Origin of the sequence: Bradyrhizobium australiense (genome assembly GCF_013114825.1) — a bacterium.
Classification (GTDB): domain Bacteria; phylum Pseudomonadota; class Alphaproteobacteria; order Rhizobiales; family Xanthobacteraceae; genus Bradyrhizobium; species Bradyrhizobium australiense.
This window is the reverse complement of sequence record NZ_JAAVLX010000008.1, coordinates 232,368-245,059: the sequence shown is the minus strand read 5'-3', so window position 1 is coordinate 245,059 and position 12,692 is coordinate 232,368. Positions and strand designations below refer to the sequence as shown.

Sequence of the window (12,692 nt, the reverse complement as noted above, 5' to 3'; positions counted from 1 at the left end):
GGGCGCTCAGCGCTCGCTGAGCAGTTCGTCGATCCGGCGCTGGAGCTGCCGCTTTTTGATCTCGCTTCTGCGCAGCCGCTCCCCGAGATCGGAGACGGATTCGGCCGGGCTTTCCGCCCTGAATGCGACGCCGACGAAATTGTCGCGCCACCAGATCACCTTGGCGAGGAAGGAGCGGCCCTTGCGCACGATGCGCAGCGAGAGCTGCTCCTTCGGCAACTGGACGTCATTGCTGAATTCGATGGTCGCGCCGCGATCGGAGATGTTGCGGACGATGCATTCGCGCGTTGCGCCGCGATCGCCAATCTCGGCGACGCCGCCATATATCACCTTGTCGCGCACGCTCTCGCGCCGTTCCTGCATTGACAGTCTCCCAACAAAGTGAGGTGACTTTTACCGCGCTTTGTTGCCCGTAAAAGTCCGTACGTCGCAAAATGCGGCGTTAACGTAAATTAACGCAGCTCCAATGACGCGGATTTCGGAGCAATTGCAGCGCAAATACGGCAGCGTGCCGCAGCCAGCGGCGGATCCACCTGCAAGCCATAATCGTTAACTGACGTTTTGATTGCCATGCGCTCTCGGAGTGCGAATAGCCATGCAACGAGATCGATTTCTTCGCGCGCTATGCTGCACGGTGTCGCTCTTGTCCTCTTTGACGACCGCCTTCGCGGAGGACGCCGGCGAGGCTACCCGCTCGAGCGCGGCAGCGATTCCAAAGGCGGGAGCATCTGCGCGCGAGAGTGACGCACGGGAAGCGATGTGCCTGATGATCGAATCCGCGGCGCGGGAGTCGAAGCTGCCGCTGGAATTTTTCGCGCGCGTGATCTGGCAGGAAAGCCGCTTCCGCTCCGACGCGGTCGGGCCGGTCACGCGAAGTGGCCAGCGCGCGCGGGGCATTGCGCAATTCATGCCGGGAACGGCGAACGAACGCGGCCTGCTCGATCCCTACAATCCCGTGCAGGCGCTGCCGAAATCAGCGGAGTTCCTGGCCGAGCTGCGCGAGCAGTTCGGCAATCTCGGGCTCGCGGCGGCGGCCTACAATGCCGGCCCGCGTCGGGTGCAGGAGTGGCTTGCCGGCACCGGTCCTATGCCGCAGGAGACGCGCAACTATGTGCTCGCCATCACCGGCTTCACGGTGGAGGATTGGGCGAAGGCGGGAAGGGGCGGTAAACAGCCCGAACGAATGCCGGCATCGAGCTGCCGCGAATTGATGGCGCTCTTGAAACAGGCGCCCAATCCCTTTATCGCCGGGCTGGAGCAGCGCGTGACGCTCGCCGCCGCCAAGCAATGGGGCGTGCAGCTCGCCGCCGGCTTTTCCCGCGACAAGGCGCTCGCGATGTATGGCCGCGCGGTCTCGCGCCTTTCGAGCGTGATCGGCAATCGCGATCCCTCTATCCTCACCTCGCGCCTGCGCAGCCGCGGCCCGGCGACGTTCTACCAGGTGCGCTTCGGCGCCGACACACGCGGCGAGGCCGACGACCTCTGCAACCGCATCCGCAAGGCCGGCGGGGCGTGCTTTGTCTTAAGAAACAGGGTGTAATGGTCGAACTGATCGCGAGCAGTGATTTGATCGATGAATTCCGGGACGCTTTGGCTAAGCACCCCGGCGTCGCGGAGGTCTTGGTTTATCGCCGTACGCTCCGAAACGCCCTTGCGGCCGTGCTGGAAGGAAGGATCCGGGCGGACGAACTGACCGCTTCGGCCAATCTCGTTGAACTTCAAAGCGACGAGGTTTTTGCGAAACCGGCTTCGAACAATTCATCGCCACGTTTCTCTTTGTCTGGCGACGCCCGAAATCAATGAGCCTGTGAGCCCGAAGGTTTGTCGAGCGATGATTGATGAACCAAGGATTGGCTACCTCGTAGCCCGGACAAGCGAAGCGATGTCCAAAAAACAATTGGCGATCGTCCTTTGTCAATCTGAGCTACTTGCGTAGTGGATTATCGCGTTTGGCGAAGTCTGCCGGGCATCGCCGCCGCCAATTGCATAGCCGCCCTGACCGGCGCTTGCTTGACGCGCCCCGCATTCGCCAGCCCTATGCCCCGCGACGACTCAAACTTCCAGCCGGTCATCCGTGGCGCTGCCTCCACTTGACTCTCCCCAATGGAAAAGCCCCATCCGCGCGTTCGCGTGGGGCATGAGTTCGGTCGCATCCACCGTGCTAACGCTGGTGCTGTTTGCGACCTATCTCGGCATCGGAGCGCTGGCCCATGACAGCCATTTCAGCCTGGGATGGGTGCTCGGCAGCACATTGCTGGTTTGGGCTGGTCCGGCGCAGATCATCCTGATTTCGACGCTCGGCTCCGGCGCGACCGCGGTGCAGGCGGCGATTGCGGTGACGGTAAGCGCGATCCGGCTGTTTCCAATGGTGGTGTCGGTGCTGCCGCTGATGAAGACGCCGAAGACCAGGCGCAGTCATCTCGTACTGGTAACGCATTTCATCGCCGTGACGCTGTGGGTGGAATGCTATCGGCTGTTGCCAAAAGTGCCGCGCGAGCGGCGCATTGCGTTCACGCACGGCCTCGGCTGCGGGCTTGTCACGGTCTGCATGGTCGCCACCACGCTCGGCTACGAGCTTGCCGCCAAGCTGCCGCCGCTGTTTGCGGCGGCGATCCTGCTATTGACGCCGCTGGCGTTTCTGCTTTCGACGGCGCGCAACTGCCGGCAGATATCCGACGTGCTGGCGCTGGTGCTTGGCCTCGGGCTGTTTCCGTTGGTGTCGATGCTGCATACCGGCGTCGATATCCTGATCAGTGGCGTCACGGCTGGCAGCATTGCCTACGGCGTCCACTGGTGGCGGGAGAGGGCGCGCGCATGAGCGAGTTTTTCGGCAGCCCGCACGCGCTGTTGGTCCTCGTTCTTGCGGGTTTCCTGCCCAACGAGATCTGGCGCATGGCGGGGCTGTGGTTCGGCGCCGGCGTCGACGAGGGGTCGGAAGTCCTGGTGTGGGTGAGGGCGGTGGCGACCGCGATCCTCGCCGGCGTCATCGCTCAAATCCTGGTGCAGCCGCCGGGCGCACTGGCCGGTGTTCCGGACGGGCTGCGTTACGGCGCTGTGGCTGCGGGCTTTGCAACGTTCATGCTGACGCGGCGCTCGATCTTTGCCGGCGTGGTCTGCGGCGAGGTCGTCTTGCTCACCGGAAAATGGTGGCTCGGTTGATTGCAGGCGGTCGATAATCCGCTACTGTCCGGCCATAAGAAACGTCGAGGAAACACAATGAACTGGCTGAAATTGTCGGCGCTGGCCTGCAGCCTCGTCTGCGCCGCGCCGCAGGCGCATGCGGCGGAATATCCGGTGCGGCCGATCAAACTGGTCGTACCGTATGCCGCGGGCGGCCCGACCGATGTGCTCGGCCGCATGGTCGGCGAATATCTTGCCCGCGACCTGAAGCAGACGGTGGTGGTCGAGAACAAAGCCGGCGCGCAGGGCGCGATCGGCGCCGAAGCCGCGGCGCGCTCCGAGCCTGACGGTTATACGCTGTTCTTCACGGCGGCGTCGATCTTCGTGCTCAATCCGATGCTCTACAAGAAACTGCCTTATGATCCGGTGAAGGATTTCCGCCTGCTCGCACTGGTCACAGACCTGCCTGTGGTGATGGAGGTGCATCCTTCGGTGCCCGCCAAGACCGTTGCGGAGTTCGTCGCCTATGCCAAGCAACATCCGGGCAAGCTGAATTTCGGATCGGCCGGCACCGGTGGCACCATTCATCTCGCAGGCGAGATGTTCAAGCAGATGGCCGGCGTCGACATGGTTCATGTTGCCTACAAGGGCGCGGGGCCGGCCTTGACCGATCTCTTGTCCGGCAACATCCAGTTGATGTTCGATACGCTCGGCACCGCATTGCCACCGGTCAAAGGCGGATTGCTGCGGCCGCTGGCCGTCAGCTCGGCGCAGCGCATCCCTGACTTGCCTGATGTGCCGACCATGACCGAAAGCGGCTATCCGGATTATGGCGTCAGTGTCTGGTATGGCGTCTCCGCGCCGGCCAAACTGCCCGACGATATTGCGCAGAAACTCACCACCAGTCTGAACAAGGCGCTGAACGATGATGCATTCCGCGCTTCGCTCGACAAGGTCGGTTTCCCGCCGCTGCGGCCCAAAGGCCAGGCCGAGATCGACAGTTTCGTTGCAACCGATCGCGCGCGGTGGGCGGGCGTGATAAAGGCCCTCAATATCTCACTGGATTAGGCCATGACTCAGAAAACCAAACTCCGCGAGGGCGAAGTTACCGTCGATATGCCGCCGGCTCGCGATGCGGGCCTCGTGTTCATCGGCCGTATCCGCACGCCTTGGAAGTCGCGGCTGGAGACGCCGCGGCAGGGCCGCCACGACGGCCCGGTCTGCCGGCTCGAGATTTTCGAGCCTTGGGTGCCCGCGATCAAGGGCGTCGATTTCTATGAAAATCTCGAAGTGGTCTACTGGCTGCACCAATCGCGCCGTGACCTGGTGCTGCAGAGCCCGAAGAACAACCAGAAAACCCGCGGCACATTCTCGCTGCGCTCGCCGGTGCGGCCCAATCCGATCGGCACCTCGATCGTGAAGTTCGTCGCCGTCGAGGGCAACACGATTCTGGTGCGCGGCCTCGACTGTCTCGACGAGACGCCGCTGCTCGATGTCAAGCCGGACCGCTGCGAGTTCTCGCCGCTGGCGCAGGAAAAGAGCGGTGATGTGGAGGGGGAGTAAGACCTGCGTAGCCCGGATGGAGCCAACGGGTCGCACGAATGCGCGCCCGATGAGTGGCTCCGCGAAATCCGGGGCCGGTGTTACAAGCATCGCGAATGTTCCCGGATTGCGCTTTGCTCCATCCGGGCTACATAGCGGAAATCTACCCCAGCGCCGCCATCAGCTTCGTCGCATTGTCTTCCAGCACCTTCACGTCTTCCTTGCGGCTTGCGGGCGGCAGTAGCGCCACGCCGTCATGGCGCGGCATCACGTGCATGTGCAGGTGGAACACGACCTGGCCCCCGGCGGGCTCGTTGAACTGCTGAACGGTGATGCCGTCGGCGTTGAAGGCCTTCATCGCGGCGGCGGCGATCTTGTGGGCGGCGCGCGCGACATGGGCGTAGTCATCGGGCGCGATGTCGAGGATGTTGCGGGCAGGAACCTTCGGGATCACCAGCGTATGGCCGGGCGAACGCGGCATGATGTCGAGGAACGCCAGCACGTGGTCGTCCTCGTAGACCTTGTGGCAGGGAAACTCGCCGCGCAGGATTTTTGCAAAGGGGTTGTTGGTGTCATAGGCGGGCATGGCTTCTTCCCTCAAGGTTTGATCTCAAATCTCATGTCGCTAGTTCAACCGGGTCAAGCCTCGTCAGCGGCCTTGCGGAACGGGCCGGCCTCGGTCAGCTCGCGTCCGACCTCGGCCACATAGGCGCGCTCGCGCTTCAGATAGTCGGCGATCGCGCGGCGCAGGTCGGGGTCGGCGATGAAGTGCGCGGAGTAGGTGGTTTGCGGCAGGTAGCCGCGCGCCAGTTTGTGTTCGCCTTGCGCGCCGGCCTCGACGACCTTCAAGCCGCGCTCGATCGCAAAATCGATCGCCTGATAGTAGCAGACCTCAAAATGCAGGAACGGGTGATGCTCGACCGCGCCCCAGTTGCGGCCGAACAGCGTGTCGGAGCCGATGAAATTGATGGCGCCCGCGACCCAGCGGCCGTTGCGTTTGGCCATCACCAGGAGCACGTCACGGCTCATGCTCTCGCCGATCAGCGAGAAGAATTTTCGCGTGAGATAGGGGCGGCCCCATTTGCGCGAGCCGGTCTCCATGTAGAATGCGAAGAATGCGTCCCAGGCGTCCTCGGTGATATCTGCTCCGGTCAGGCGGTGGATCGTGACGCCGGCGGCAACCGCCTCGCGCCGCTCGCGCCTGATCGCCTTGCGGTGACGCGAGTTCAGCGAGTTCAGAAAATCCTCAAAACTGCCGTAGGCCTCATTGTGCCAGTGAAACTGCTGGTCGTTCCGTAGCAGGAAGCCGTGCTGCCCTAAAAATTTCGCTTCCGCCTCGCGGGCAAAGGTCACGTGCACGGAGGAAGCATTGGTCGCGTTGCACAGCGCCATCAGTCCGCGTGCCAGCGCCGAGCCGATCTGCTCGCGGTTCACGCCCTCGCGGATCAACAGCCGCGGGCCCGTTGCGGGCGTGAACGGCACCGAGACCTGCAGTTTGGGGTAATATCGTCCGCCGGCGCGCTCATAGGCATCCGCCCAGCCACGGTCGAAGACATATTCGCCTTGCGAGTGCGTTTTCAGATAGCAGGGCACGATGCCGACAATTTCGCCATTGAGCCGTGCAAGCAGATGCCGCGCACCCCAGCCAGTGCGGGCGCAGGCCGAGCCGGAGGCTTCGGCGGCTGTGAAAAATCCGTGGGAAACGAAGGGGTTATAGGTGGGCTTTGAAACCGCGCAGGAGCCGTTCCGGGCAGCTAGTGTGTCCAGGTTTTCGAGGCCGTTCGGGTCGCCCGCCGGATTGGCGCAGGCGTTCCAATCCGCAGCCTTGATGTCGCTGACGGAGGGGACGGCTTCGAGGGTGATTTCGGATGACGCCATCTAGAAATTCAAACCGGTCCCATCTTGCGATCAGCCATCGCGCATGGTGACCAACGCACCCTCAAGATCGTGCATCAGGCTGACGAGTTCAAGGTGCGCGGCGCGTATCAGGTTCCCGGCAGGAACCCCTCGAAGATCATCTGGTCGGCGTGGCGCGCGGCGCGCACGCGCTGCTCCTGTGTGCGCACCGTCCAGGTCAGGAGCGGCAGGCCGAAGACATTGCGGGCGATCCAGGGGGCTGCCGCGGGCAACGCGTTCACCCAATAGGCAACGAAATGCGGCCGGGTGCGGAAGGCGTGGCGCAGATGCGTCATGCCGCGGCGCTGTTCCACTGATGCTTCCGGCCACTCCTCGGCGGTATAGTCGTGCTCGGCGACGATGCCGCGGGCGCGGCCGGGGATCAGGTCGCGCAACGCCACCACCTGATCCGGATCAAAGGACATGCCGACCGCCGGGCCATCATAGGAGGCGAGCACCTCCGCCATCCGTTTCACCAGCCGGCGATCGCCGTCAAAATGGCTTTTCACCTCGATCACCAGCGGCACGCGGCCGGCGACCAGCGCGCAGAGATCGCCGAGCGTCATCATCCGCTCCTGCGTATTCTTGAAATTCACCGCCTGGAGTTCGGCCGCGGTCTTGCCAAGCAACGCGCCCGAACCCTCGGTGAGGCGGCCGAGCGCGTTGTCGTGATGGACCATCGCCTCGCCATCCGACGAAAGCTGGATGTCGCATTCGATGGCGAAATTGCCGTCCACGGCGGCCCGCGCGGCTGCCGGCATATTTTCGACGATGCCGCGCGAAATATCATGCAGGCCGCGATGAGCGACCGGCCGTGCCGTCAGCCAGTCCGGCGCACGCACAGGCAAACTCGCTCAGGACACTTCGAAGATCGCGTCGACCTCGACGGCGGCATCCGAGGGTAGCGAAGCGACCCCGACGGTGGTGCGGGCGTGCCGGCCCTTATCGCCGAATGCGGTGACCATGAGGTCTGACGTGCCGTTGAGCACTTTGGGTCCGTCGAGGAAATCAGGCGCGGAATTGATGAAGCCGCCGAGCCTGACCACGCGGACCACTTTGTCGAGATCGCCGAGCGCGGCCTTGACCTGCGCCAGCAGGTTGACGCCGCATCCCTGCGCCGCGGCGTAGCCCTGTTCGATGGTGACGCCGGCCCCGAGCTTGCCCTTGGCGATCAGCTTGCCTTCCGCGTTGGCGCACACCTGGCCGGAGACGAACAGCAGGTTGCCCGAGCGCACGAAGCCGACATAGTTCGCCATGGGGGTGCGCGGCTCGTTCAGGACGATGCCTTGTGCCGCCAGCTTCTGTTCGACCGTACCCGCCATGTTCTCCGTCCCCGCTCGATGTGACCGTTCCTGACCCGCGGTCAGGCGCGCATTGTTTCGCGCATCGCGCTTTATCTTGCAAGCGACGGCGGAGCTGCGTCCAGCACGGCGATCGAGGCGGATCGTGCCCGAAAATGCCAAAAAAACAGGGTGCTTCAGCCTCGAATTCTTGCGTTTTCGTGGCGCTGCCCTAGTTGCGACGCAATGGGCCCGTCACTAATGTAGTCGAATCTCCTCGAGGAAAAAACAGGACATGGCTAGCTCGTTCCCGATTCCGGTTCGTGCTTTGGTGTTTTCGGCTGCGGCCATTTTGCTCTCAGGCATCGCAAAGGACCCGGCGTTGGCGGGTGCCAGCGGGCCATTTCTCGCCCATCAGGCCCTCTATGAGCTGAAGCTGGTCAAATCGCGTGGATCGAACGCGATCAATGGCGCACGTGGGCGCATACTCTACAATTTCTCGGGAAGCGCGTGTGAGGGCTACACCTCCGAATTTCGCCAGGTCTCGGAGCTCGACAGCGGCGAGGGCCGGATGACGCTGAGCGATCTGCGCTCGCATTCCTGGGAAGACGCTGACGGCAAGAGCTATCGTTTCAAGATCGACACGCGCATGAACGATACCGACTCCGCGCCGGTGGACGGTGTGGCGGAACGGGTCGGCGACCGCATCACGGTCAAGCTGAAACAACCGGTTACGAAGACATTCGAGCTCGACGGCAAGGTTGTGTTCCCGACCGAGCAGATCCAGCACATCATCGCCGCCGCGCGCGCGGGCAAATCGGTGCTGGAGCTGATGGTCTATGACGGCTCAGACAATGGCGAGAAAGTCTATAATACGCTCACGGTGATCGGGAAGCCGATTCCGGGCACCCTCAGCATCGCATCGCCCGATCCTTCCACCGACAACGACCAGATGAAGACGCTGACCCGCTGGCCCGTGACCGTGAGCTATTACGACCGCGACGCCAAGGCGAAGGAAGGCGAGCAGACGCCGGTTTACGCGATGTCGTTCGAATTGTTCGAGAACGGCGTCTCCCGCGCGCTGGTGCTCGACTACAACGATTTTGTGATTGCCGGCGCGATGGGCCGGTTCGACGTGAGGGATTCCAAGCCGTGTAAGTGACGGCACGCTCGAGACGGTCGCGCCCGGAGACCGCGCGTGGGCGTCCCAAGCTTTGCTTGACGTCATCCGCGCGTGAAGTCGCCGGGCTTCAATCCGAGCGCCTTGACTGCTGGTTCCGGAAGCGGTCCCCAGGCTTCGACTCTTTCGTTCGGGGCCATCATTGCGGCGATAATTGCCTCGGCCTTTGCCGGATCCTGTTCAGCCACATAGTAGACCGAGCGAACGGGTGAACCGCCTCCCAACGGTTCAGTCGTTACGAGGACAACCTGACCAATTGCCATGCCTTGCTATACCACTGATGGGGTGCCGTTTCCACGCGGGTGAACGTTGATCGCGCAAGCCCGCAGTGCAGCAACGACAATGCGCGAGTTGCTCGCCCACTCTTGTATTGTTTCGGCCCAACACCAATTACGAATTGTGGGATGCAGAATCGCTCTGGGAGCGAGGACGTGGCCAGCAAAAAAATGCCAGACGGCGGGCTTCCGGTTATCGCGCGCTTTGAGGTGCGCCACCGCAATTACCTCGCGCCAGACGGCTCGATTAACCGGCCGCTCCCTGCATTCGCCTCCGATGCCGACCTCCTCACCGCGCTGTATCGGGCGATGATGCTGCTGCGCAACTTTGACCGGAAGGCTGTCGCTTTGCAGCGCACCGGCCGGCTCGGGACCTACGCCGTTTCGCTCGGCCAGGAGGCGGTGTCGGTCGGGATAGCCAGTGCGATGCGCGCAGAGGACGTCCTGTTGCCCTCCTATCGCGACAATGGCGCGCTGATCTGGCGTGGCGTCAGGCTGGAGGAAATTCTGCTGTTCTGGGGAGGGGACGAGCGGGGCAATCGCTTCTCCGGACCGGTCGAAGATTTCCCGTTTTGCGTTCCCGTGGGATCGCAGGCGCCGCATGCCGCCGGCGTTGCCTATGCCTTCAAGCTGCGCAAGCAGCCGCGTGTAGCCGTATGCATGTTCGGCGATGGCGCCACTTCGAAGGGTGATGTCTACGAAGCGATGAATTTTGCCGGGGTGCACAAATTGCCCGTCGTGTTCGTCGCCACCAACAATCAATGGGCTATTTCCGTCCCATTACGCCTACAGACCGGTTGCGAAACACTGGCGCAGAAAGCCATCGCCGCCGGCTTCATCGGCGAGCAGGTGGACGGCAGCGATGTTGTGGCGATACGCGCCGCGGCCGAAGCGGCCATTGCCGCCGCCCGTGAGGGCCAGGGACCGCGCTTCATCGAGGCGGTCACCTACCGGCTCGGCGATCATACGACCTCCGATGATGCGTTACGCTATCGTTCGGCCGACGAAGTCCAGGCCCGCTGGAAGGAAGAGCCGATTGCGCGCCTGAGGAACTATCTCGTCGGCAATAAAATGTGGAGCAAGGCGCAGGAGGAACAGCTCGCCGCGGAATGCCATGAGCGCGTCGAGGCGGCGGTCGAGCGCTACCTGGCAACGGAGCCACGCCGACCCGAAACCATGTTCGATCATCTCTATGCCGATCTGCCCGGCGTCTATGCCGCGCAGCGCCGCGAACTCGAAGGTGAGGGCGATGGCTGAAATGACGTTGGTCGAAGCCGTCAATCTGGCGCTCGCCCGCGCGATGGAAGATGATCCTGATGTCGTCGTGCTAGGCGAAGATGTCGGCATCAATGGCGGCGTGTTCCGCGCGACCATCGGGCTGCAAACGCGTTTCGGCCCGGAGCGTGTCCTTGACACGCCGCTTGCCGAACTCCTGATCAGCGGACTCTGCGTCGGCATGGCGGCGCAGGGGTTGAAGCCCATAGGCGAGATCCAATTCATGGGATTTCTGTATCCCTGCATTGATCAACTGGTGAATCACGCCTCCCGAATCCGCAACCGCACCCAGGGGCGGCTCACCTGCCCAATGGTTCTGCGCACGCCGCATGGCGCCGGCATTCGCGCGCCCGAGCATCATTCCGAAAGCACCGAGGCGATGCTCGCCCATATCCCTGGCTTGCGCGTTGTCATTCCCTCGTCGCCGGAGCGCGCATACGGACTGCTGCTCGCAGCGATCCGCGATCCCGATCCGGTGGTGTTTCTGGAGCCCACCCGCATCTACCGCGCGGCGAAAGGCGAGGTGGAAGACAACGGTCAAGCCTTGCCGCTGGATGTCGCCTTTGTCCTGCGGGGAGGCCGCGACGTCACGCTGATCAGCTGGGGTGCGATGGTGAAGGAAACCATGGCCGCGGCCGACGCGCTGGCTGCTGACGGCATCGCCGCCGAGGTCGTCGATCTCGCCACGCTCAAGCCCTACGATGAAATCACGGTGCTCGGTTCAGTCGCAAAAACCGGGCGTTGCGTCATTGTGCACGAGGCGACACGCACGGGCGGTTTCGGAGCCGAGATCGCCGCGCTGATCGCCGAGCGCAGCCTGACCTCGCTGCTCGCGCCCGTGGCTCGCGTCACCGGCTACGACACGGTCATTCCGATGGCGCGGCTCGAGCAGCAGTTTATGCCATCGGTTGATCGTATCGTGACGGCCGCGCGCCAGGCGTGCCAGTTCAGTTGATTGCCAGCGGACTTATCCCATGCGCCAGTTCGTATTGCCGGATCTGGGAGAGGGCCTCGAAGAGGCGGAGATCGTCAACTGGTATGTCAACGAGGGCGACCACGTTGTTACCGATCAGCCACTGGTTTCGGTCGAGACCGACAAGGCCGTCGTCGAGGTGCCGTCGCCGTCGAGCGGACGCATCCTGCACCTGTTCGGTGCCAAGGGAGACGTGATCAAGGTTGGCGCGCCGCTCGTCGAGTTTGCCGAAGGCCCTGAGCAGGACACCGGTACGATTGTCGGCGAACTTGGCCCTAGCGAGCGACCGACCGCAGCAGCAACACTTTCCAGGCGAACGGCCGGAGAGAAAGGTCAGGTTTTTCCGGCGGTACGTGCGCTCGCACGCAAGCTCGACGTCGATCTCGATCTCGTCGAAGCCACAGGGCCCGGCGGCACCATCACGCGTGCGGATGTGGAACGGGCTGCCAAGAGTTTGTCCCAAAGCGGACCTGCCGAACCCTTGCGCGGTTTGCGGCGCACGATGGCTCAACGCATGACGGCGGCTCATGACGAAATCGTCCCTGCGGGTGTCACCGATGAAGCAGATATCGACGATTGGCGAACCGGTGAGGATGTGACAATCCGACTGGTGCGCGCGATCGCTGTCGCCTGCAAGGCCGAGCCTGCGCTCAATGCCTGGTACAATTCCGGCGCGGGTGAACGGCGTCTGATCGACCGCGTCGATCTCGGCATCGCGGTCGATACCGGGGGCGGCCTTATCGTTCCCGTGTTGCGCAACGTCGCAGAACGGGACGTATCAGATTTGCGAAGCGGGCTCGACCGGATGCGGGCAGACGCCGTCGCGCGCTCGATACCTCCGGGAGAATTGCGCGGAGCGACGATTACGCTGTCGAACTTCGGGATGATCGGAGGCCGCTTTGCCAGCCTGATCGTGGTACCGCCGCAAGTGGCGATCATAGGCGCCGGCCGTATTACCCAGGGAGTTGTCGCATATCGGGGTCAGCCGGCGGTGAGGCGCGTGCTGCCGTTGTCGCTCACCTTTGACCATCGCGTCGTAACCGGCGGTGAAGCCGCTCGCTTCTTGGTAGCGCTCAAAGCCGACCTTGAGCAGTTTTCGTGAGACAGCCGGTGCGCAGGGCCCCACATGGGCGTATTGAGATTCGACGAGG

The 12,692-nt window shown here is 63.2% G+C and carries 15 protein-coding genes; 10 read left to right on the top strand and 5 right to left on the bottom strand.

The window, feature by feature from the left end; translation table 11 throughout:
• Positions 1-6 precede the first annotated feature (6 nt).
• A complete protein-coding gene (locus HCN58_RS25265; RefSeq protein ID WP_171582087.1) occupies positions 7-363 on the bottom strand; it encodes a PilZ domain-containing protein in 357 nt (118 codons plus the stop codon).
• 394 nt (positions 364-757) lie between these two features.
• Between HCN58_RS25265 and HCN58_RS25260 the strand changes: the two genes are divergently transcribed.
• The 6 genes from HCN58_RS25260 (at position 758) to tsaA (ending at position 4,683) form a co-directional block, all read left to right on the top strand.
• On the top strand, positions 758-1,540 hold the full coding sequence (locus HCN58_RS25260; protein ID WP_235983881.1) for a lytic transglycosylase domain-containing protein: 783 nt from the start codon (positions 758-760) through the stop codon (positions 1,538-1,540).
• On the top strand, positions 1,540-1,803 hold the full coding sequence (locus HCN58_RS25255) for a hypothetical protein (RefSeq protein WP_171582085.1): 264 nt from the start codon (positions 1,540-1,542) through the stop codon (positions 1,801-1,803). Before HCN58_RS25260 ends, HCN58_RS25255 begins: the two co-directional genes overlap by 1 nt.
• A 271-nt stretch (positions 1,804-2,074) precedes the next feature.
• The gene (locus HCN58_RS25250; RefSeq protein ID WP_171582084.1) at positions 2,075-2,818 is read left to right on the top strand and encodes an AzlC family ABC transporter permease; all 744 of its coding nucleotides are present in this window, start codon (positions 2,075-2,077) and stop codon (positions 2,816-2,818) included.
• Positions 2,815-3,159: a branched-chain amino acid transport AzlD family protein gene (locus tag HCN58_RS25245; RefSeq protein ID WP_171582083.1), complete on the top strand. Its 345-nt coding sequence runs from the start codon at positions 2,815-2,817 to the stop codon at positions 3,157-3,159. The genes HCN58_RS25250 and HCN58_RS25245 overlap by 4 nt, the downstream gene beginning before the upstream one ends.
• 57 nt (positions 3,160-3,216) lie before the next feature.
• Positions 3,217-4,188, top strand: a complete 972-nt coding sequence (locus HCN58_RS25240; RefSeq protein WP_171582082.1) for a Bug family tripartite tricarboxylate transporter substrate binding protein — start codon at positions 3,217-3,219, stop codon at positions 4,186-4,188.
• Positions 4,189-4,191: 3 nt separating this feature from the next.
• Entirely contained in the window at positions 4,192-4,683 is a 492-nt protein-coding gene (gene tsaA / locus HCN58_RS25235; protein ID WP_171582081.1) for a tRNA (N6-threonylcarbamoyladenosine(37)-N6)-methyltransferase TrmO, read from the top strand.
• A 142-nt stretch (positions 4,684-4,825) separates the two neighbouring features.
• Here the strand turns inward: tsaA and HCN58_RS25230 are convergent, their stop codons facing one another.
• The 4 genes from HCN58_RS25230 to HCN58_RS25215 all read right to left on the bottom strand — a co-directional run bounded on the left by HCN58_RS25230 (position 4,826) and on the right by HCN58_RS25215 (position 7,880).
• On the bottom strand, positions 4,826-5,248 hold the full coding sequence (locus tag HCN58_RS25230) for an HIT domain-containing protein (protein ID WP_171582080.1): 423 nt from the start codon (positions 5,246-5,248) through the stop codon (positions 4,826-4,828).
• Between the two features lie 53 nt (positions 5,249-5,301).
• Entirely contained in the window at positions 5,302-6,540 is a 1,239-nt protein-coding gene (locus tag HCN58_RS25225) for a GNAT family N-acetyltransferase (RefSeq protein WP_171582079.1), read from the bottom strand.
• A 107-nt stretch (positions 6,541-6,647) separates the two neighbouring features.
• On the bottom strand, positions 6,648-7,400 hold the full coding sequence (locus HCN58_RS25220) for a glycerophosphodiester phosphodiesterase family protein (RefSeq protein ID WP_171582078.1): 753 nt from the start codon (positions 7,398-7,400) through the stop codon (positions 6,648-6,650).
• A gap of 12 nt (positions 7,401-7,412) precedes the next feature.
• Complete coding sequence (locus HCN58_RS25215) at positions 7,413-7,880, bottom strand: RidA family protein (RefSeq protein ID WP_171582077.1); 468 nt, start codon at positions 7,878-7,880, stop codon at positions 7,413-7,415.
• A 253-nt stretch (positions 7,881-8,133) separates the two neighbouring features.
• Between HCN58_RS25215 and HCN58_RS25210 the strand changes: the two genes are divergently transcribed.
• The 4 genes from HCN58_RS25210 (at position 8,134) to HCN58_RS25190 (ending at position 12,643) form a co-directional block, all read left to right on the top strand.
• Positions 8,134-9,000, top strand: a complete 867-nt coding sequence (locus HCN58_RS25210; RefSeq protein ID WP_171582076.1) for a cell envelope integrity EipB family protein — start codon at positions 8,134-8,136, stop codon at positions 8,998-9,000.
• 464 nt (positions 9,001-9,464) lie between these two features.
• Positions 9,465-10,550, top strand: a complete 1,086-nt coding sequence (pdhA, locus tag HCN58_RS25200) for a pyruvate dehydrogenase (acetyl-transferring) E1 component subunit alpha (RefSeq protein ID WP_171582192.1) — start codon at positions 9,465-9,467, stop codon at positions 10,548-10,550.
• On the top strand, positions 10,543-11,523 hold the full coding sequence (locus tag HCN58_RS25195) for an alpha-ketoacid dehydrogenase subunit beta (protein WP_171582074.1): 981 nt from the start codon (positions 10,543-10,545) through the stop codon (positions 11,521-11,523). Before pdhA ends, HCN58_RS25195 begins: the two co-directional genes overlap by 8 nt.
• A gap of 19 nt (positions 11,524-11,542) precedes the next feature.
• Positions 11,543-12,643, top strand: a complete 1,101-nt coding sequence (locus tag HCN58_RS25190; protein ID WP_171582073.1) for a dihydrolipoamide acetyltransferase family protein — start codon at positions 11,543-11,545, stop codon at positions 12,641-12,643.
• Positions 12,644-12,692 lie beyond the last annotated feature (49 nt).

Excerpts from the sequence above, each read along its gene's own strand:
- HCN58_RS25265 (WP_171582087.1), bottom strand. The coding sequence starts at position 363 with ATGCAGGAACGGCGCGAGAGCGTGCGCGACAAGGTGATATATGGCGGC.
- HCN58_RS25260 (WP_235983881.1), top strand. The coding sequence starts at position 758 with ATGTGCCTGATGATCGAATCCGCGGCGCGGGAGTCGAAGCTGCCGCTG.
- HCN58_RS25255 (WP_171582085.1), top strand. The coding sequence starts at position 1,540 with ATGGTCGAACTGATCGCGAGCAGTGATTTGATCGATGAATTCCGGGAC.
- HCN58_RS25245 (WP_171582083.1), top strand. The coding sequence starts at position 2,815 with ATGAGCGAGTTTTTCGGCAGCCCGCACGCGCTGTTGGTCCTCGTTCTT.
- HCN58_RS25240 (WP_171582082.1), top strand. The coding sequence starts at position 3,217 with ATGAACTGGCTGAAATTGTCGGCGCTGGCCTGCAGCCTCGTCTGCGCC.
- tsaA (WP_171582081.1), top strand. The coding sequence starts at position 4,192 with ATGACTCAGAAAACCAAACTCCGCGAGGGCGAAGTTACCGTCGATATG.
- HCN58_RS25230 (WP_171582080.1), bottom strand. The coding sequence starts at position 5,248 with ATGCCCGCCTATGACACCAACAACCCCTTTGCAAAAATCCTGCGCGGC.
- HCN58_RS25225 (WP_171582079.1), bottom strand. The coding sequence starts at position 6,540 with ATGGCGTCATCCGAAATCACCCTCGAAGCCGTCCCCTCCGTCAGCGAC.
- HCN58_RS25215 (WP_171582077.1), bottom strand. The coding sequence starts at position 7,880 with ATGGCGGGTACGGTCGAACAGAAGCTGGCGGCACAAGGCATCGTCCTG.
- HCN58_RS25210 (WP_171582076.1), top strand. The coding sequence starts at position 8,134 with ATGGCTAGCTCGTTCCCGATTCCGGTTCGTGCTTTGGTGTTTTCGGCT.
- pdhA (WP_171582192.1), top strand. The coding sequence starts at position 9,465 with ATGCCAGACGGCGGGCTTCCGGTTATCGCGCGCTTTGAGGTGCGCCAC.
- HCN58_RS25195 (WP_171582074.1), top strand. The coding sequence starts at position 10,543 with ATGGCTGAAATGACGTTGGTCGAAGCCGTCAATCTGGCGCTCGCCCGC.
- HCN58_RS25190 (WP_171582073.1), top strand. The coding sequence starts at position 11,543 with ATGCGCCAGTTCGTATTGCCGGATCTGGGAGAGGGCCTCGAAGAGGCG.